Genomic DNA, 18,019 nt, shown 5'->3' on the forward strand with positions numbered 1-18,019 from the left:
GGTTCGTGAGAATCGGCTGTTTTTTTTGTTTCGTTTGTTTGCATATCAACGGCGGTAATATGTTACTTTTGCCCTAAAACCGAAGATAGGCTGCACCTCAGCATAAAAAATGGACAAGTTCATTTTATTTTGCATTCGGTTTGTACTATCTTTGCGAGAAATAGCTGAGATGGTAGGAACTGTCTTTGCAAAGATTAGTCTATATATGGAACAAAGCAAGAAATTTATCTCTCCGGGGGCATGGTTCTCCATGACTTATCCGGTAGACTGGAATGAATTCGAGGACGGGGAAGGCTCTTTCCTTTTTTATAACCCCAATGAGTGGACCGGTAATTTTCGCATTTCGGCTTTCAAAGGGAATGCTACATATGGCAAGGACTCCGTGAAGCAAGAGTTACGGGAAAACTCCTCTGCCATTCCGGTTAGGATAGGCCGGATGGAATGTGCATATAGTAAGGAGATGTTCGAGGAAGAAGGTGCGTACTATACTTCCCATTTATGGATAACGGGCGTGGATGAAATTGCCTTTGAATGCTCGTTTACGGTGAAGAAAGGAGAGCCGGTTGCAGAAGCGGAGAAGATTATCGCTTCGCTGGAAACGCGGAAGGATGGAGTGAAGTATCCAGCGGAGATAATTCCGGTGCGCCTTTCGGAAATCTACCAGATTAATGAAGCATACGAGTGGGTGGATACTACTATAAAGGAATCGTTGAAGAAGGATTTCCAGGGAGCCGAGGAAGACATTGCCAAGATGCAGCAGATGATGGAAGAAAGCAACATCGGTCCTAAGAAGAAGGATGCATGGCTGGCTTTTGGCATCGCGCTTTGTGTTATTTTCGCCAATGAAGTGGACGGTATGGAATGGCGTACCTTGGTGGACGGAAACCGGGAAGCGCCCATATTGCTGAACACGTCTACCGGTGAATGGATAGACCCCATGAAGCTGGTTTGGAGCAAAGTAAAGGCAGGAGGTAAAGTGAATCTGCCGGAGATATACAGCTCCTTGTTCTAAGGTCCGGTCATCTCGGTACTGTGATTTTTAACTTTCAATTTTCATTTTTCAACTATTAAAGCATTGGCAGCAGTAAATTCAATTCTTCAGGTGGAAAACTTGACCAAGTCGTTCGGTGACTTGGTACTATTCGAAAATATTTCTTTGGGCTTGTCCGAGGGACAGCGTGTCGGGTTGATAGCCAAGAACGGCAGTGGCAAGACGACATTGCTCAATATCCTTTCCGGCAAGGAAGGGTATGACAATGGCACCATTTCCTTCCGTCGTGATTTGCGTGTGGGTTATCTGGAACAAGACCCGCAATATCCCGAAGAGCTGACCGTGCTCGAAGCGTGCTTCCATCATGGCAACAGTACTGTCGAGTTAATCAAGGAATATGAACGTTGCATGGAAACGGAGGGGCATCCCGGCTTGGACGAAATTCTGGTGCGTATGGACCATGAAAAAGCTTGGGAGTACGAGCAGAAGGCGAAACAGATTCTGTCTCAACTTAAAATACGTGATTTCAGTCAGCACGTAAAACATCTGTCCGGCGGGCAGTTGAAGCGTGTGGCACTTGCCAATACCCTTATCACTGAACCCGATTTGCTGATACTGGACGAGCCTACCAACCACCTCGACCTCGATATGACGGAGTGGCTGGAGGAATATCTCCGCCGGAACAACCTCAGCTTGCTGATGGTGACGCACGACCGTTATTTCCTCGACCGGGTATGCTCCGAAATCGTAGAGATAGACAACCGGCAGATTTATCAGTATAAAGGCAATTACAGTTATTATCTGGAGAAGCGCCAAGAGCGTATCGAGGCCAAGACTGTGGAGATAGAACGTGCCAATAACCTCTACCGCACAGAGCTGGAATGGATGCGCCGCATGCCGCAAGCCCGCGGGCACAAGGCACGCTATCGGGAGGATGCCTTTTACGAGTTGGAGAAGGTGGCTAAGCAGCGTTTCAACAACGACAATGTAAAGCTGGACGTTAAGGCTTCTTATATAGGCAGTAAGATATTCGAGGCAGACCATCTGTACAAATCCTTTGGTGACTTGAAGATTCTGGATGATTTCTCCTACATCTTCTCCCGTTACGAAAAGATGGGTATCGTAGGGAATAACGGTACGGGCAAGTCGACCTTCATCAAGATACTGATGGGGTTGGAGCAGGCAGACAGCGGTACGCTGGACATTGGCGAGACGGTCCGCTTCGGTTACTACTCGCAGGACGGCTTGCAGTTTGACGAGCAGATGAAAGTGATTGATGTAGTGCAGGACATTGCCGAAGTCATAGAACTGGGCAACGGCAAGAAGCTGACGGCATCGCAATTCCTGCAACATTTCCTGTTTACTCCCGAGACACAGCACAGCTATGTCTACAAGCTGAGTGGGGGAGAACGCCGCCGCCTCTATCTGTGTACGGTCCTGATGCGCAATCCCAACTTCCTGGTGCTGGATGAGCCGACCAATGACCTCGATATTGTGACGCTGAATGTGCTGGAAGAGTATTTGCAGAATTTCAAAGGATGCGTGATTGTGGTGAGCCACGACCGTTATTTCATGGACAAAGTGGTAGACCATCTGTTAGTGTTCAACGGACAAGGGGACATCCGCGACTTTCCCGGCAACTATACACAATATCGCGACTGGAAAGATGCGAAAGTCCATCAAGAAAAGGAGAAAGAGAAAGAAGCCGCCAAGGCTCAGGAGGACAAGACGGCGAAGGTGCGTCTGAACGAAAAGCGGCGCATGTCTTTTAAGGAAAAACGCGAGTTTGAACAATTGGAGCAGGAGATAGCTGACCTGGAAACCGAAAAGAATGCAATTGAAGAGGCTTTGTGCAGCGGTACTTTGTCTGTGGACGAACTGACGGAGAAGTCGAAACGTTTGCCGGAATTGTCGGACTTGATTGACGAAAAAACATTGCGCTGGCTGGAGCTGAGTGAGATAGAATCGAACTGAAGTTCGAAATTGAAAATTAAGAATTAAAAATTAGAACTGAGAAAGTGGGAAATCTGACGAATTATCATAGCCATAGCCTTTATTGTGACGGGCGTGCCGGCATGGAGGACTTTGTGCGTTTTGCATTGAGTGAAGGTTTTACATCTTATGGCTTTTCATCGCATGCTCCATTGCCTTTTTCTACGGCATGGACTATGGAGTGGGATATCATGGACGACTATCTATCTGAATTCCATCGTCTGAAGGAGAAGTATGCCGGACGTATCGAACTGTATATCGGTCTGGAGATTGATTATCTGAATGAAGCGAGTAATCCGTCCATCGCCCGTTTCAGGGAGTTGCCGTTGGACTACCGTATTGGTTCTGTACATCTTCTCTACAATGACAAAGGGGAAGTGGTGGATGTAGATGTACCTGCGGATACCTTTAAGACCATTGTAGACGGACATTTCTGCGGTGACTTGGAGCATGTGGTCCGTCTCTATTATGGTAGGTTGACGAGGATGCTTGAGCTGGGTGGTTTTGATATTGTGGGCCATGCCGATAAGATGCACTACAATGCAGCATGCTATCGCCCGGGATTGCTGGACGAGCCTTGGTATGATGAGCTGGTTAGGGCGTATTTCGCAGATATTGCCCGTCGCGGCTATCAGGTAGAGGTCAATACCAAAGCCTATCATGACCTGGGTACTTTTTACCCCAATGAGCGGTATTTCTCCTACCTGCATGATTTGGGTGTACGTGTGCAGGTAAACAGTGATTCACACTATCCGGAACGGATAAGCAACGGACGTCCCGAAGCTTTGTGTGCCTTGAGGAAAGCTGGATATGAATCGGTGATGGAACTACACGGAGGAGAATGGAAAGAGATGCCTATCGTGTTTTGAGTGAATAGGAGACAAAAACTCCTGACTTGCCTTTTTGTAAAGGTAGTCAGGAGTTTTTTCTTTCTATTATGAACTATTCTGTTTTCAGTAAAAAGTCGTCAATCGCCTTTTTGTAGGTAGCCTTATCGGCTGCTCCGCGGAAGAGCTGAGGCTCTCCATTCATAGGGATGAATACAAAAAGAGGGATGCTTGTTGCATTGAACAACGCTGCCAGTTCCTTTTCCTTATCCACATTGACTTTGTAGACAACGATTTTATCGGCATACTCTTTGGCCAGTTCCTTCATAATGGGAGCCACCATGCGGCAAGGTCCGCACCAGTCGGCATATAAGTCTATGATGGCAGGCTTGTTTCCCTTGTATTTCCAGTCCTGGGATTTCTCATAGTCGAACACATCCTTGATGAACATGGCTTTGTTCATGACGATAACTTCTCCGTTTGTTTGAGCATAGGCCAGCATGCAAGAAAACACGAGGGCAACCATTGCTATAATCTTCTTCATTTCTTCTTGTTAAGAGTTTTGTTCTATAACGGCTTTCAAATCCTTACCGCTGATGACACCCGAATGGCGCCATACGGCTTCACCTTTCTTAAATACGATAAATGTCGGTACTGCTTGTATGCGGTAGCGGGCAGCAAGCTCTTCGTGCTGGTCTACATCTATTTTGGCGATACGGGCAGCATCTCCTATTTCGTTTTTGAGTTCCTCCAGTACCGGATGCATGGCCTTGCACGGGCCACACCAGGTTGCAAAGAAATCAACTAAAACGGGCTTTTCTGATTGTATCAATTCTTCAAACTTTTCCATAATTTTTTCCTTTCTGTTTTTATTTATTTGTAATGATAACAAAATAGGAGGAGGATTTGTTCGCTAAATCATTATTTAATCGTCATCTCTTCAATGAGATGCGAAGCTCCCGCGTATTTGTCGATGATGAACAAGGTGTAGCGGATGTCTACACATGCTGCTCGTTGGGAGGACGGACGGAAGGCAATGTCGCCAGTCAGACCTTCGTAATTGCGGTCAAAGCCGGTACCTATCAGTTCTCCTTTGGCATTGAACACTGGGCTGCCGGAGTTTCCACCGGTATTGTCTGTGTTGACAATGAAGCAGATGGGCATTTCGCCGTTCGGCATGGCATAACGTCCGAAATCCTTTGCCTGATACAGCTGTTTCAGTTTGGCGGGGACTACAAACTCCCAATTGTCGGGATCTTCCTTCTCCATAGCTCCTTTCAGAGTGGTGTAGTAATCATATTTCACACCGTCTGCCGGAGCGTAGGGGAGCACTTGACCGTAGGTCAGGCGCAAGGTGGAGTTGGCATCCGGATAGATGGGCTGACCATTGGCAAGTTTCATGTCCATCATGCCCTTTACCCATACCTTGTGGGCGGCATTGTAGTTTTTATTGGCATCCATCATGGCAATGGAGGTCTGAAGCAGGCCGTCTGTGATGGAATATTTCAGCAAGACCATCCAGTCTGTATTAATCTTGTAGAGGCTGGGCTTGCGGATGAACTTGGCAAAGTTCTCTTTGTTGCCGAAGATGGAATGTTCAAAGCAGGCGTCGATGAAAGCGTCGCTGTTGCCCTTGAAACGCTTGTCTATGATTTGGAAAATACCGATGCGTTGTTCGGCAGGGATATACTTCATGTAGATTTTCAGCATTTCCTTGCCAACGATACGTTCCACTTCGGGGAAGGGGACAGAGGCGAAGTAGCGGTCGGCTGCCTTCTGAAGGCTGTCTTTAGCTGCTGCAATCTGTTTCTTGTCCTTGTTCTTCAAGGCAGACACCAGTCTTGCGGTACTGGGGATACGCATGAAATCGAGTCCCGTCACCAGTGCTTCCTGAATGGCTTGCTGGTGGTAGAGGGCTGGACGGCGTTGCTTTACGATGGCGCGTATCTGGTCGAATGCTTGCTGATAGCTATTGTCGTTCAGCGAGCGTCCGCGTGCCAGGAGTGCCTCTTGCTGTGCACGTTTGGTGTCCAATACTTTCAGACGGACGAGACCTTCGTTCATACCAATGGCATTTTTCCAGTAGTTGGCAGAAGATGCATACTTGCTGGCATAGTGGATGCGTACGGCATCGTCTTGCAACATTTGTTTCATCAGAGCTTTCTGGCGGACATCGCGCACGTGGTGGCGCATGAAGTTGGTGGTTTGCATACGCTCTTCCACCTCGTCGGAAATCATGTAGCGCCAGTTGCGTCCGGGGAATCCCATGACGAAGGTAAAGTCGCCCTCGCGATAGCCGTCAAGGCTGATGGTGAGATGTTTCTTCACTTTTAGGGGAACGTTGTCTTTGCTGTAAGCGGCGGGTTTCCCGTCTTTGTCGGCATAGATGCGGAAGATGGAGAAATCTCCCGTGTGGCGGGGCCACATCCAGTTGTCGGTGTCTGCGCCGAACTTGCCGATGGAGGAGGGGGGAGCGCCTACCATGCGGATGTCGCTATAGGTGGTCTTTACGAACAGATAGTATCTGTTTCCACCGTAGAAGGCTTTCAGTTCCAGCTTGCGGCCGGGTGTCAGGGCGATGCCTTCGGACTTGGCGAAGCGGTCGGCTACTGTCTTCAGGTATTTGGGAGACAGATAATTGGTGCCGTTCGGGTCGTCGTCGGTTTTCAGTTGTTCGTTTACGTAGTCTGTCACGTCCAGTATCCGGTCGATGTAGGTGACGGTGAGTCCCTTGCAGGGAAGCTCCTCTTCGCGGGACATAGCCCAGAAACCGTCGGTCAGGTAGTCGTGTTCCACCGAGCTGTGTTGCTGTATGGCGCCATAGCCGCAGTGGTGGTTGGTCAGTACCAGGCCTTCGGCAGAGATGACTTCGCCGGTACAGCCACCGCCGAAATGCACCACGGCATCCTTCAGGGCAATGCCGTCGGGATTGTAGATTTGGTTGGTGGGGATGAGCAGTCCGAGTTCCGTCATGGCTACTTCGTTCTGCTTTTGCAGGTCGGTGAGCATCCACATACCTTCGTCGGCGTGTGCGGCAAGGACAGAAGATGTAATGAATAATGATAATAGGATCCTTTTCATGGTGATGTGCGTTAGAAGAGCATCTGAGAGGGGGGCTATTCAGTATACGACTGAATAGGGTTAAGTATACGACTGAATGGCATTCACTATACGACTGAATGCCATTCAGTATGGGAGGTAATCTCTCAGAGGCTTTAATTTATTCTATAATGTTCATTTCTTTTATCAGATGACTGCAATTGCCCAGTTTGTCGAGGATGAAGAGCACGTAGCGTATATCCAGTGCAATGCAACGCTGCAGGTCATTGTTGAAGTTGATGTCACCGCTCAGAGATTCCCAGTTGCCGTCGAAAGCAGTACCGATGAGCTGTCCTTCGCCATTGATGACGGGGCTGCCCGAGTTGCCGCCGGTGATGTCGTTCGTCGTGAGGAAGCAAACCGGCATGGTGCCGTCTGCCATGGCGTAGCGTCCGAAGTCTTTCTTTTGAATCAGTTCTTTCAGCTTGGCGGGTACCACGAATTCACGGTCTTCGGGATTCTCTTTTTCAAGGATACCGTCGGTAGTGGTATAGTAGTCGTAGTGTACGGCATCGCGTGGGCTGTATGATTTTACATTACCATAGGTCAGACGCATGGTGAAGTTGGCATCCGGATAGGAGGGGACGGGCTGTTTCATTTCACCCAAGCCACGGATGTAGGCCTTGTGGAGCAGTTCCATTCCGCTTTCCAGTTCCATGTATTGCTTTCCGAGTTCCTGCAGCTTTTCGTTCTTGGAGCGCGAGTAAGCCGTAGCAGGGTCTTTCTCGATGGCTTTCACGGTGGGCTTTGCCAGGAATTTATCCAGGTTCTTGCGGTTGGAGAGGATGGAGTTGTCGTAAATGTTGTCTACGTATGCGTTGTAGTCGCCCTTGAACTCTCCGTTGATGGTTTGGTAGAAGGAGGGCAGCTCGTCGGCGTTCAGTGCCTTGGCAAGGGCGGGCAGGATGGCTTTGGCTACGGCGCGGTCCACTTCGTGGTCGTAGTCTTTATTGTGGATACCATCGTATGCATTTTCCAACTGCTTCTTCGAAGCTTGCAGCAATGAGTCGTTCTTCTCTTCGAGCGCTTTCTTTATGTTATCCATAATAAGGTAGGTACTGCCGAATTCGATAGCACCGCGCAATGCTTCGTTGGTATAGTAGAGCTGGCGCAGCGTGGGGGTGCTTTTCTCGATGATGGCATCAATTTTCTCTACCACACCCTCGTATTCGGGTTTTCCTTGGGCAAAGGCGGCATACTTTTTTTCGATTTCGGCTTTGGCGCCCAACACGTCATTGTCGATGATTGCCTTGTTCATACCAATGGAGTTCTTCCAGTAGTTACTGCTTCCGGCAAACTTGCTGGCATACTGGATGCGGGTCTTGTCACTGGCATCCATATACTTGCGCAGCACTTCGAGGCGTACGCCGCGCATATCAATCATTGCCTGATTCACGGCGTTCATGCGTTGTTTCACTTCGCTCTGGGTGAGGTAACGTTCTGTGCTGCCGGGGAAGCCCATAATCATGGCGTAGTCACCTTCGTTCAGACCTTTGATGGAGATGGGCAGGAACTTCGGGGTTTTCAGGGGTACATTGCTTTCACTGTATTCAGCCGGCTCTCCGTTGGCATCGGCATAGATACGGAACATGGAGAAGTCGCCCGTGTGGCGCGGCCACATCCAGTTGTCGGTCTCACCGCCAAACTTACCTACCGAGGAGGGAGGAGCGGCAACCATACGCACGTCGCTGTATACCTTATAATAGAACATATAGAATTTGTTTCCTGCATAGAAGGGGAGTGCGCGCACTTCAATGCCCGGTTTACCCTTCAAATCGCTCTTCTCCAGTTCCTCTTTTGCCAGTTTGTTGAGGAACGGGGAAGTCAGTGCATCGATTTCCGTCACTTCGCCTGCCTTTATTTTAGCATTGACAAGGTCGGTGATGTCTACAATGCGGTGTACGAAACGGAATTTCAATCCCGGGGTGGGCAGTTCTTCACTACGGTTCATGGCCCAGAAACCATCTGTCAGATAATCGTGTTCCACGCTGCTGTGCTGCTGTATGGCACCGTATCCGCAATGGTGATTGGTCAGAATCAGTCCTTCCGGAGAGATGATTTCGCCGGTACAGCCGCCGCCAAAGATACCTACGGCATCTTTCAGTGACACGCCGTTGGGATTGTAAAGGTCGTCAGCCTCCAGCTTCAGTCCTTGCTTTTTCATCATGTCGATGGAGTTCTGCTGCTTCATCAGTTGCAACAACCACATTCCTTCGTCTGCACGCGCAGAGCAGACTGTCAGTGCGGCAATGGCCGCAAGCAAACCTTTCTTAAATGTAATCTTCATATAATCAATTATTAAGTAATGTCTTTGAATTTCATTGTCATCGCTTGTGGGCTTATGGCTTGATGGCATTGTTTCTTATTGCTTCCATAATGTTTGCAGGCGGACGCTGGTTCATCAGTTCGTTCTTCATAAAGTCCATGTATGGAGCTACGTGACTGAAGAACTTATGATATCCTGCACAAAGGTAATTCAGTCTCGGCTCCCCGTCGGCTGTACATGCAAAACGGTTCTTTGGGCATTCGCCGTTGCAGGCAAACAGCCATTCACACTCCCTGCATTGGGTGGGGAGCGATTGTTGCTTCATCAGTCCGAAGGCTTGTTGCCGTTCTCCGTACATCATCTCCACCAGTGTATTCTGATGGATGTTGCCCAGTTTATATTCGGGGAAAACAAAATGGTCGCAGGTATATACGTCTCCGTTGAACTCCATGACGCCTGCATGGCCGCACGTCTTTGCCATGGAACATACACTCGGCTGTTCGCCTATCCAGTTGGCAAGGGTAGAGTCGAATAACTGTATGTAGTAAGTACCCACGTCCTGCTTTACCCATTCGTCGAACAAGGCGCATAGGAAGTCTCCCCATTGTTCCGGCGTGACGGAAAAGTCTGCCAGCTGCGTGCTCTTTTCCTTGTCTGCCAGGGAGGCAAGATGGCGTCCGTCCCCATGAGGGGCAATGCGCTCCACGATGGGGGCAAACTGGATGTAATGGCATCCTATCTCCTTGAAGAAATTATAGAAGTCCAGCGGATAGTCGGCGTTGTAGTCATTGACCACTGCCATTCCGTTCCATTCCACACCGTGCTTTTTCAGCAGGTTGATGCCCTGCATCACCTTGACAAAAGAGGGCTTGCCCTGCTTGTTCTTCCGGTATTCGTCATGGAACTCCTGAGGCCCGTCTATGGAGACACCCACCAGCCAGTTGTTCTCCTTGAAGAACCGGCACCATTCATCGGTCAGCAACGTGCCGTTGGTCTGTATGCAGTTGTCTATGGTGCGTCCGTTGGCATATTTCCTTTGCAGCTCCATGGCACGTTTGTAGAAAGAGAGCGGACGCATCAGCGTCTCTCCGCCATGCCAGGTGAACAGAACCTGGGGCATGGTCTGCGAGTTGATGTACTCCTCGATGAACTTTTCCAGCAGTTCCTCGCTCATCACATGCTTGGGGTTGTCTCTATATAGTTTGGATTTCTCCAGATAATAGCAATAATCGCATGCCAGATTGCATACCGCACCTACCGGTTTCAGCATTACATAGAGCGGTTTGGCAAAAGGTGCATAGGTTGACATGTATATTTTCTCTATTTTTATGATTTATAATTGTGCAAAAATACGTAAACCGAATGAAAAATCCTTTCTTTCTATTCGGTTTATAAGGAATATTAATACCTTTGCTGGGTGTAATTCAAAAATCGTTTCTTGCATGATTAGAATGAGTGTGAACCGCATTTTACCCTTTTTGCTCCTGCTTGTGCTCTTTACTTCTTGCAACCGCAAGTATAAGATAGAGGGCAGTTCCTCGGTAACCAGCCTTGACGGAAAGATGTTGTTCCTCAAGACGCTTCGGGACGGGCAATGGGTGAACGTCGACTCGGCAGAGGTTATCCATGGGCATTTCAAGATGAAAGGCCGGGCCGATTCCGTGATGATGGTGACTCTTTATATGGACCACGAGGGCATTATGCCTTTGGTGCTGGAAGACGGCAAAATCGTGGTTTCCATCTCCAATACTCAGTTGATTGCCAAAGGGACTCCTTTGAATGACAAACTGTACGAGTTCATAGACAAGCGCAATTCCCTGGAAGTGAAGATAGAGGAGCTGGAACGGAAAGAGGCGCGTATGGTGCTGGACGGTGCCAATCTGGATGACGTGCATGGGCAGTTGGCAAAGGAAGGCGAAGCACTTGTGAAGGAGATGAACGACTACGTCCGGCAGTTCATTGTAGATAACTTTGAGAATGTGCTGGGCCCCAGTGTATTCATGATGATGTGCAGCACACTGCCCTATCCGGTGATGACTCCGCAGATTGAGGACATCATGAGGACTGCTCCCTTGTCTTTTAAAGAGAATACTTTGGTGAAGGATTTCCTTACAAAGGCGAAGGAGAACATGCAGCTGATTGAAGAGCAGAAACGCATGAAGCAAAATGCTTCTGTAGGAGGACAGAAATAAACAGGAATGAGTTGATAATGACAAACGGGAATGCCTGAATATCCTATCAAGATATTCAGGCATTCCCGTTTGTCATTATGTCTTTATCTGTCCTGGTCTTCGTTCTTCACCATCCCTTTATACTTTTCCGGCAATGCACTCTCCACCGCCGCATAAGCCTCGTTCATGCTTGCCTTGATGTTTTCTGCCCCTTTCCCTTTGGGAGGAATAGGTTCATGGATGGTCAGTATCATCCGGTGGCGGTGTATCCACTTTCCGGTGCGTGGAAGAATCTCGAACGAGCCGTCTATAGTGACGGGCACCACTTCCAGTTGCAGTTCATCCGCCAGCTGGAAGGCTCCTCTCTTGAAGTAGCCCATGTGTCCCGTGAAGGTACGTGCCCCTTCGGGAAATACTACCAGTGACACGCCGTCTTTCAAAGATGATTCTGCCTGCCGCATGGTGGCAAGCACCTTCTTGGGGCTGGAACGGTCGACGAAGATATGTCCTGCGCTCTCGCATGCCTTGCCGACAAACGGGATTTTGCGCAGGCTCTTCTTCATCATCCATTTGAAGTTCCGTCCCAGGAATCCGTATATCAGGAATATGTCGAAGGCACCTTGGTGATTGGGCACAAACACGTAGGAAGTACGTTTGTGTATTTTCTCCCTTCCATGTACCTCCACCGGAATAAGCAGTATATAGCAGATGAGCTGTGACCAGATTTTACCGGGATAGTACCCCCAGGTATGCGCCCCCCCTATCAGCGAACCGATAATGGTGACCAATGCTGTAAGGATAGTCAGTACCAATAAAATAGGCAACGCAAAGCAAACCTGATAAGTGATATAAAGTATCTTCATAGGTGTCGGATTTTTTATTGCTACAAAGATATACCTTTTTCTTATTTCGTCACTCTTTCTCTCTTACTAATTTTAGTACTGTAATTTCCGGCCATGCCCCGAACCGGAACGGCAGTCCCACATAGCCGATGCCAATATTTACGTACAAAGCCCTTTTGCCTTCGTAGTACATTCCTCTCCATTCCGGATAGATAAGTTCGGCAAGGGAGTGTCCGAACAAGATGCCTTGCATGGCGTGGGTATGTCCTGCAAGCATCAGTGAAATATCCGATTGGGGCAGTACCTCGCGCCTCCAGTGGGTAGGGTTATGGCTGAGCAATATTTGGAACATCCCTTCCGTACCCTGCATGGCTTGCGGTAAGTCTGCAAATTGGGAGAAAGGAGGCTCGCCATCGTTTTCCACACCGATGAGGGCTATGCTGTCACCTTTGTGATAAAGGATGTCATGCTCATTGTTCAGCAGTTTCCATCCCATTGCTTTCTGCTGCCGGATTAAATAGTCCAGATTGGCGATTTCTGCTTTCGGGCTTTGCCAGTGATAGTATGAGCCATAGTCATGGTTACCGAGGATGGAGTATACTCCGTCCGGTGCGTACAGTTGGGAGAGTATTTCTTGGAAACCATCCAGTTCGTGGCTCTGCTGGTTCACGAGGTCACCGGTGAAGACAATCAGGTCCGGCTTCTGTCCGTTGACTAAATCGACCAACTGTTTGATGGGTTCCGGATTGCCTTGCCAACTGCCGATGTGTATGTCCGATATTTGCACGATGCGGTAGCCGTCGAAACCTTCCGGAATATTGGCAGAACGGTATTCCACTTCTTTTGTATCGAAACGGGTGATGCCTGCCAGGGTACCGTAAAGGATATTGAAGAAGCTGACGACAGCCAAAACCAGTCCTATAGCGGTGAACGGGCTGCGGGGACAACGACGGATGATGAAGTGCGCCAGTACTCCCACCAGCGAGCAAAGCATGAATATGGTTTTTGGAAAGACAAACAGCATGATGGTAATTGCCAGTCTGCCTATGGCCTGCGTATGGTTTGACATCGCATTGTCGCCCGTAAGGAATATGAAGTAAACATAGCCTGCCGCTAATAGCAAGGTGGGAAGCCAATAAAGGCAGTGAAGGACTGCCTTTCTGGTTTTTCTTACTACATAAACCAAGTAAATGTAAAGGTCGGGGATGAGAAGGAAAAGGATGAAAACAAGAGTTACTCGGTGCATATATCTTTCAATTCTTCAATGTTCTTTTTAATATTGTCCAGATGTTTGTAAATCACTTTTTTGTAGAGAATATAGATAATTAGCGCGTCAAATACTACGAAAAGGGTAATCAGTAGGGCTTGTACGCTGGCTGGTGCCAGATGATATTCCATCACCCAATAGTTGAGGATATTGAAAAGGATAATCCAAATGGAGATGCCCATCACTTCATATCTGGTCCATTGGCGGAAGGTGGTCATACGGCGACTGACTTCGGCAACCCCCATTTCATCAATACGCGTGTCCTTGTTCCAGCGGTATGTTTTCCAGTCCCACCACATGCCTATGAGGATGCTTATAGCGATGAATCCCAGTAAAGCGACAATCTTGCCTTGCAGCTGCTCATTGAAGCCGAAGGTGGGCAGCAACAGCCATATAAGCAGAAGGGCTGCCAGACCTACCGCTCCCATTCCGATAGAGAAACGCTGTATGACTACGAGTCGTCCCAGACTTTTGCGGGTATTGGCCTTGTAGCCGGCAATCAGTTCGGTAATCTGCTGTTCGTCAGCAATCGGTTCTTTCTGCAACTGTTCATTCAGTGCGTTCCATGATTTCTTCAGTTCATCCAGTTCCATATATTTATTCCTCCTTATTCATTTTTTTCAATTTGTCCTTGATGCGGCTGAGTTTGGTGGCAACGTTTGTCAAGGTCAGCCCGGTGATTTCGGCAATTTCTTCGTAGCTTTTCTCTTCCAGATAGAGCAGTATGATGGACTTTTCCAATTGTCCCAGTCGGTTTATCATCCGGTAGAGCTGCCGTAGCATGGCTTGTGTCTCGTCGGTTTCTTCAGTCCGGTCGGCTTCCTGGGTGAGGGTGACGATTTCGGGGATGTTCTTTTCTTTGCGGATAAAGCTGATGCACGTGTTCAGTGCGATGCGGTAAATCCATGTGGAAATCTTACACTCCCGCCGGAACTTGGGAAATGCTTTCCATAAGTTGAGCACCACTTCCTGATACAGGTCGTTGAGGGTAGCATTGGGCGTGGTGTACAGATAGCACACCTTATATATCACGCGCTCATACTCCCGTACCACGGATACAAACTCTTGTTCTGCATTTTCCATCTTTTAGCTTCTTTCGAATTGCTTTTGCACTGTTAGTCGCATTGTGTGGCGATAAATCACAGTTCAAAAAGGATTATTTTAATGTGTTAATGTGCCTATATGCTAATGTGCCAATGACCTGCGGCATGGTAGCACAATATACATATAGCGCAGCCAATTGGCACATTAGCATATAGGCACATTAGCACATTATTCATATTGTAGTGGCTAAAAACTTCCGCATATCCCCTATTGGCATTCCCCGGCGGCGGGCGTAGTCGTCCAGCTGGTCTTCTCCAATCTTGCCCACTGAAAAGTATCGGGATGCGGGATGTGCCAGCATCATGCCGCAGACGGAGGAGTGAGGGTGCATGGCTCCATGTTCAGTCAGCGTGATGCCTATCTGCTTCATGCCGAGCAGTTCGTCCAGCAGGAAATTCACGGATTGGTCGGGTAGGGAGGGGTATCCCACAGCGGGGCGGATGCCTTGGTATTTCTCGACCAGCAGATCCGGAATGGACAAGGATTCGTCGGGGGCATACCCCCAAGCCTCCTTGCGGACATATTCGTGCATCTTTTCTGTGGCGGCTTCGGCAAGGCGGTCGTTCAGAGTCTGTACAAGGAGATGTTTGTAAGGGTCGCTTTTATAAGTCTCTTCGGCCTCTTCACTGATGGTGGAGGCGAAAAGTCCTACGATGTCGGGCGTGCCTGAAGAGAGGGGACGTACAAAATCGCTCAGACAGAGAAATGGACCGCCATCGGGTTGGGGTGTCTGCTGGCGGAGCAGTGGGAAGGTTGTTCCTTCTATCAAGAGGTTATCTCCGTCTGCATTTGCCTGGCAAAGCCTGAAGATGCAATGGATGGAGATTGTTTCGTCCAGTCGACCGAGCATTCTATTGGCTTCCTTGAAGAGCTGCATGGCTTCGGAAGCTTTGGTACGTTCCTCCTCGGGAAAGGTTGTCAGCCAAAGTGCACGGCAAGAATCGCAGCCATGGATGTTGGCAATAGCCGCAAAGCGAGGCTGGAAGCCCCAGGCATGGAAGAAATAAATCCAGTTGATGTAAGGGGTTACTTCATGAATCCGATACGAAAGCAATTCATGCCCCGGTGCCAGTATTGTCCTTTTCATCCCATTTAATCCTTAATCCCTAATCCTTAATCCCTAATCCCTAATCCTTAATTCCTAACCTTCACTCCCCAAATCTCAGTTCCTCGCCACGATAAGCGTCGTCCACCATGCCGTCGCTATAAACGGGATGTCCGTTGGCAAAAGTCCTTTCCACTTTCCAGTTGAAGGTATGCCCTTCCAATGGGCTCCAGCCGCATTTGCTCAAAACTTTGTCGGCTGTCACTTCCCACGGGGTATCGGGGCGTACCAGCACAAGGTCTGCCCGGTAACCTTCACGGATATAGCCGCGCTCGTTGATGCGGTAAATTTGTGCGGGAGCATGGCACATTTTTTCAACGATGGTCTCGAGTGTGAATACTCCCTCATCCACCAGTTGCAGCATGCTGACAAGTGAGAACTGTATCATCGGCATGCCGGACATGGCCTTCAAGGCACCTCCTTCTTTTTCGGAGAGCAGATGGGGCGCATGGTCGGTGGCTATAACGTCTATCAGGCCGGAGTTGACGGCTGCACGCAGGGCATCGCGGTCGGCTTGCTTCTTAATGGCAGGATTGCACTTGATACGTGTGCCCAACGTGCGATAGTCACTGAGCGTGAAGAGGAGATGGGCAACGCATGCTTCGGCGGTGATATGCTTCTCGGAAAGTGAATAGTCATTGAACAGTTGCAGTTCCTTGGCTGTGGACACATGCAGAATATGCAGCCGTGCACCGGCAATCCTTGCCAGCCGTACTGCCAGCTCAGAAGATGCATAGCATGCTGCCGAGGAGCGGATGTAGGGATGCTTGCCTATGGGAATATCATTCTCTCCGGCAAACATTTCCTTATACTTGGCAATATTGTTCTTGATGGTTTCCTGGTCTTCGCAGTGGGCGGCAATCAGCATGTCTGTACCGTTGAAGATGTTCAGCAGGCTGTTCATCTTGTCTACCAGCATGTTTCCGGTACTGGAGCCCATGAATAGCTTGATACCGCAGACGCGGTGCTTGTCCAGCTTGCCGAATTCGCTGTAATTGTCGTTTGTTGCGCCGAAGTAGCAAGAATGGTTTACGATACACTTCTCGTTCAGCAAATCAAGTTTGGCGTTCAAGGCATCCAGCGTAGTGGTCACCGGATTTGTATTGGGCATATCCATGATGGAGGTCACACCACCTGCGGCAGCCGCACGGCTTTCGGTGAGGATGTCCGCTTTGTGGGTCAGCCCGGGATCGCGAAAATGTACATGGTCGTCGATGATGCCAGGCAACAGATAGCATCCGGTGGCATCTATGGTCTCGTCACAAGGGGCGGAGAGCGGTTTCCAGTTGGTCAGTACCTCTGCAATGCGCCCGTCTTCTATCACTACGGAACCTTTCACGGATTGTCCTTCGTTGACAATCGTAGCGTTATGTATCAATGTTCTTTTCATATCTTCCTAATATTTATAGTAAACCCCTATCACTCTATCACCTATCACTTCATCTCCTTATCTACGGTAGGATATTTATGGAACCAACTGTTCCATTTCAACCGAATCACTCCGAATACGGCTTCACCAAAAATACTGCTGTTCATTTTGGAGGTGCCCAGTTCGCGATTGATGAAGATGACAGGCACTTCCTTTACCTTGAAGCCGCATTTGTAGGCGGTGAATTTCATTTCTATCTGGAAGGCGTATCCTTTGAAGCGGATACCGTCCAGATTGATGGTCTCCAATACCCGGCGGCGGTAACATACAAATCCGGCTGTAGTATCGTGGATGGGCAGCCCGGTGATGAAGCGTACATACTTGGAGGCAAAATAAGACATCAGTACACGTCCCATGGGCCAGTTCACTACGTTCACACCACTCACATAACGTGAACCGATGGCTACATCGGCACCCTCTTCGGAACAGGCGCGGTAGAGTCGCGGCAAGTCTTGGGGATTGTGGCTGAAGTCGGCATCCATTTCGAATACATACTCATAACCTCGTTGCAATGCCCACTTAAAGCCGGCTATGTAGGCTGTACCCAGTCCTAACTTTCCTTTGCGCTCCACCATGAAGAGGCGTTCGGGAAACTCCTGCTGCAAGGTCTTTACAATGGCAGCCGTTCCGTCGGGCGAACCGTCTTCAATGACAAGGATGTGAAAACCATGTTTCAGAGCAAAAACGGCACGGATGATATTTTCTATATTCTCCCGTTCATTGTAGGTGGGGATGATGACAATGCTGTCTGATGTTTGCATACTTATAGGTAATGGGGGTTATAACTGGGAACAAATGTAATACATTTCTTTTTTATCTGGCAGCATTTTCACACAAATCTTGATTTTGCAAAGTTCTGGCACCACGACTCTTTCATTTATGTAGCTCCTTCTAACTCCTGACTATAAGGAATGCAGGTTAAATCA

Annotated in this window: 16 protein-coding genes; 4 read left to right on the forward strand and 12 right to left on the reverse strand. The window is 48.8% G+C overall.

Features of this window, described 5'->3' with window-relative positions:
- Nucleotides 1-205: 205 nt before the first annotated feature.
- The 3 genes from DWY55_RS08035 to DWY55_RS08045 all read left to right on the forward strand — a co-directional run bounded on the left by DWY55_RS08035 (nt 206) and on the right by DWY55_RS08045 (nt 3,852).
- Nucleotides 206-1,012, forward strand: coding sequence for a DUF3805 domain-containing protein (locus DWY55_RS08035; RefSeq protein ID WP_165859512.1), 807 nt, complete (start codon nt 206-208; stop codon nt 1,010-1,012).
- A gap of 63 nt (nt 1,013-1,075) precedes the next feature.
- Nucleotides 1,076-2,965 (forward strand): ABC-F family ATP-binding cassette domain-containing protein, encoded by a 1,890-nt coding sequence (locus DWY55_RS08040; protein ID WP_005826716.1) that lies wholly within the window; start codon nt 1,076-1,078, stop codon nt 2,963-2,965.
- Nucleotides 2,966-3,009: 44 nt separating this feature from the next.
- Complete coding sequence (locus tag DWY55_RS08045; protein WP_034525511.1) at nt 3,010-3,852, forward strand: histidinol-phosphatase; 843 nt, start codon at nt 3,010-3,012, stop codon at nt 3,850-3,852.
- Between the two features lie 73 nt (nt 3,853-3,925).
- Here DWY55_RS08045 and DWY55_RS08050 read toward each other — a convergent pair whose 3' ends face one another.
- The 5 genes from DWY55_RS08050 to DWY55_RS08070 all read right to left on the reverse strand — a co-directional run bounded on the left by DWY55_RS08050 (nt 3,926) and on the right by DWY55_RS08070 (nt 10,484).
- Entirely contained in the window at nt 3,926-4,354 is a 429-nt protein-coding gene (locus DWY55_RS08050) for a thioredoxin family protein (RefSeq protein WP_005826712.1), read from the reverse strand.
- Nucleotides 4,355-4,363: 9 nt separating this feature from the next.
- Nucleotides 4,364-4,660: a thioredoxin gene (gene trxA, locus DWY55_RS08055; protein ID WP_005826711.1), complete on the reverse strand. Its 297-nt coding sequence runs from the start codon at nt 4,658-4,660 to the stop codon at nt 4,364-4,366.
- A 71-nt stretch (nt 4,661-4,731) separates the two neighbouring features.
- Entirely contained in the window at nt 4,732-6,891 is a 2,160-nt protein-coding gene (locus DWY55_RS08060; RefSeq protein WP_057281791.1) for a S46 family peptidase, read from the reverse strand.
- Nucleotides 6,892-7,030: 139 nt separating this feature from the next.
- A complete protein-coding gene (locus tag DWY55_RS08065; RefSeq protein WP_044467893.1) occupies nt 7,031-9,196 on the reverse strand; it encodes a S46 family peptidase in 2,166 nt (721 codons plus the stop codon).
- A 52-nt stretch (nt 9,197-9,248) separates the two neighbouring features.
- The gene (locus tag DWY55_RS08070) at nt 9,249-10,484 is read right to left on the reverse strand and encodes an anaerobic sulfatase-maturation protein (RefSeq protein WP_120178054.1); all 1,236 of its coding nucleotides are present in this window, start codon (nt 10,482-10,484) and stop codon (nt 9,249-9,251) included.
- A 133-nt stretch (nt 10,485-10,617) separates the two neighbouring features.
- Here DWY55_RS08070 and DWY55_RS08075 point away from each other — a divergent pair, with 133 nt between their 5' ends.
- The gene (locus tag DWY55_RS08075) at nt 10,618-11,367 is read left to right on the forward strand and encodes a DUF4369 domain-containing protein (RefSeq protein ID WP_008663699.1); all 750 of its coding nucleotides are present in this window, start codon (nt 10,618-10,620) and stop codon (nt 11,365-11,367) included.
- 83 nt (nt 11,368-11,450) lie between these two features.
- Here DWY55_RS08075 and DWY55_RS08080 read toward each other — a convergent pair whose 3' ends face one another.
- The 7 genes from DWY55_RS08080 to DWY55_RS08110 all read right to left on the reverse strand — a co-directional run bounded on the left by DWY55_RS08080 (nt 11,451) and on the right by DWY55_RS08110 (nt 17,854).
- Nucleotides 11,451-12,209, reverse strand: coding sequence for a lysophospholipid acyltransferase family protein (locus DWY55_RS08080; protein WP_009036804.1), 759 nt, complete (start codon nt 12,207-12,209; stop codon nt 11,451-11,453).
- A 49-nt stretch (nt 12,210-12,258) separates the two neighbouring features.
- Nucleotides 12,259-13,434, reverse strand: a complete 1,176-nt coding sequence (locus DWY55_RS08085; protein WP_117887542.1) for a metallophosphoesterase — start codon at nt 13,432-13,434, stop codon at nt 12,259-12,261.
- Entirely contained in the window at nt 13,422-14,048 is a 627-nt protein-coding gene (locus DWY55_RS08090) for a hypothetical protein (protein WP_005826703.1), read from the reverse strand. The genes DWY55_RS08085 and DWY55_RS08090 overlap by 13 nt, the downstream gene beginning before the upstream one ends.
- Nucleotides 14,049-14,052: 4 nt before the next feature.
- Entirely contained in the window at nt 14,053-14,538 is a 486-nt protein-coding gene (locus tag DWY55_RS08095; RefSeq protein WP_005826701.1) for an RNA polymerase sigma factor, read from the reverse strand.
- A gap of 193 nt (nt 14,539-14,731) precedes the next feature.
- Nucleotides 14,732-15,646, reverse strand: coding sequence for a vitamin B12 dependent-methionine synthase activation domain-containing protein (locus DWY55_RS08100; RefSeq protein ID WP_035448012.1), 915 nt, complete (start codon nt 15,644-15,646; stop codon nt 14,732-14,734).
- Between the two features lie 61 nt (nt 15,647-15,707).
- Nucleotides 15,708-17,054 (reverse strand): dihydroorotase, encoded by a 1,347-nt coding sequence (locus DWY55_RS08105; protein WP_061412044.1) that lies wholly within the window; start codon nt 17,052-17,054, stop codon nt 15,708-15,710.
- 44 nt (nt 17,055-17,098) lie between these two features.
- Entirely contained in the window at nt 17,099-17,854 is a 756-nt protein-coding gene (locus tag DWY55_RS08110; RefSeq protein ID WP_005836010.1) for a polyprenol monophosphomannose synthase, read from the reverse strand.
- Between the last annotated feature and the right edge of the window lie 165 nt (nt 17,855-18,019).

Source organism: Bacteroides sp. AF25-38AC, assembly GCF_003602995.1.
Lineage (GTDB): Bacteria > Bacteroidota > Bacteroidia > Bacteroidales > Bacteroidaceae > Bacteroides > Bacteroides uniformis.

Coding starts and splice junctions, on each gene's coding strand:
- DWY55_RS08090 (WP_005826703.1), bottom strand. CDS start 14,048: ATGGAACTGGATGAACTGAAGAAATCATGGAACGCACTGAATGAACAG.
- DWY55_RS08070 (WP_120178054.1), bottom strand. CDS start 10,484: ATGTCAACCTATGCACCTTTTGCCAAACCGCTCTATGTAATGCTGAAA.
- DWY55_RS08105 (WP_061412044.1), bottom strand. CDS start 17,054: ATGAAAAGAACATTGATACATAACGCTACGATTGTCAACGAAGGACAA.
- DWY55_RS08075 (WP_008663699.1), top strand. CDS start 10,618: ATGATTAGAATGAGTGTGAACCGCATTTTACCCTTTTTGCTCCTGCTT.
- trxA (WP_005826711.1), bottom strand. CDS start 4,660: ATGGAAAAGTTTGAAGAATTGATACAATCAGAAAAGCCCGTTTTAGTT.
- DWY55_RS08035 (WP_165859512.1), top strand. CDS start 206: ATGGAACAAAGCAAGAAATTTATCTCTCCGGGGGCATGGTTCTCCATG.
- DWY55_RS08080 (WP_009036804.1), bottom strand. CDS start 12,209: ATGAAGATACTTTATATCACTTATCAGGTTTGCTTTGCGTTGCCTATT.
- DWY55_RS08095 (WP_005826701.1), bottom strand. CDS start 14,538: ATGGAAAATGCAGAACAAGAGTTTGTATCCGTGGTACGGGAGTATGAG.
- DWY55_RS08110 (WP_005836010.1), bottom strand. CDS start 17,854: ATGCAAACATCAGACAGCATTGTCATCATCCCCACCTACAATGAACGG.
- DWY55_RS08100 (WP_035448012.1), bottom strand. CDS start 15,646: ATGAAAAGGACAATACTGGCACCGGGGCATGAATTGCTTTCGTATCGG.
- DWY55_RS08050 (WP_005826712.1), bottom strand. CDS start 4,354: ATGAAGAAGATTATAGCAATGGTTGCCCTCGTGTTTTCTTGCATGCTG.
- DWY55_RS08065 (WP_044467893.1), bottom strand. CDS start 9,196: ATGAAGATTACATTTAAGAAAGGTTTGCTTGCGGCCATTGCCGCACTG.
- DWY55_RS08085 (WP_117887542.1), bottom strand. CDS start 13,434: ATGCACCGAGTAACTCTTGTTTTCATCCTTTTCCTTCTCATCCCCGAC.
- DWY55_RS08060 (WP_057281791.1), bottom strand. CDS start 6,891: ATGAAAAGGATCCTATTATCATTATTCATTACATCTTCTGTCCTTGCC.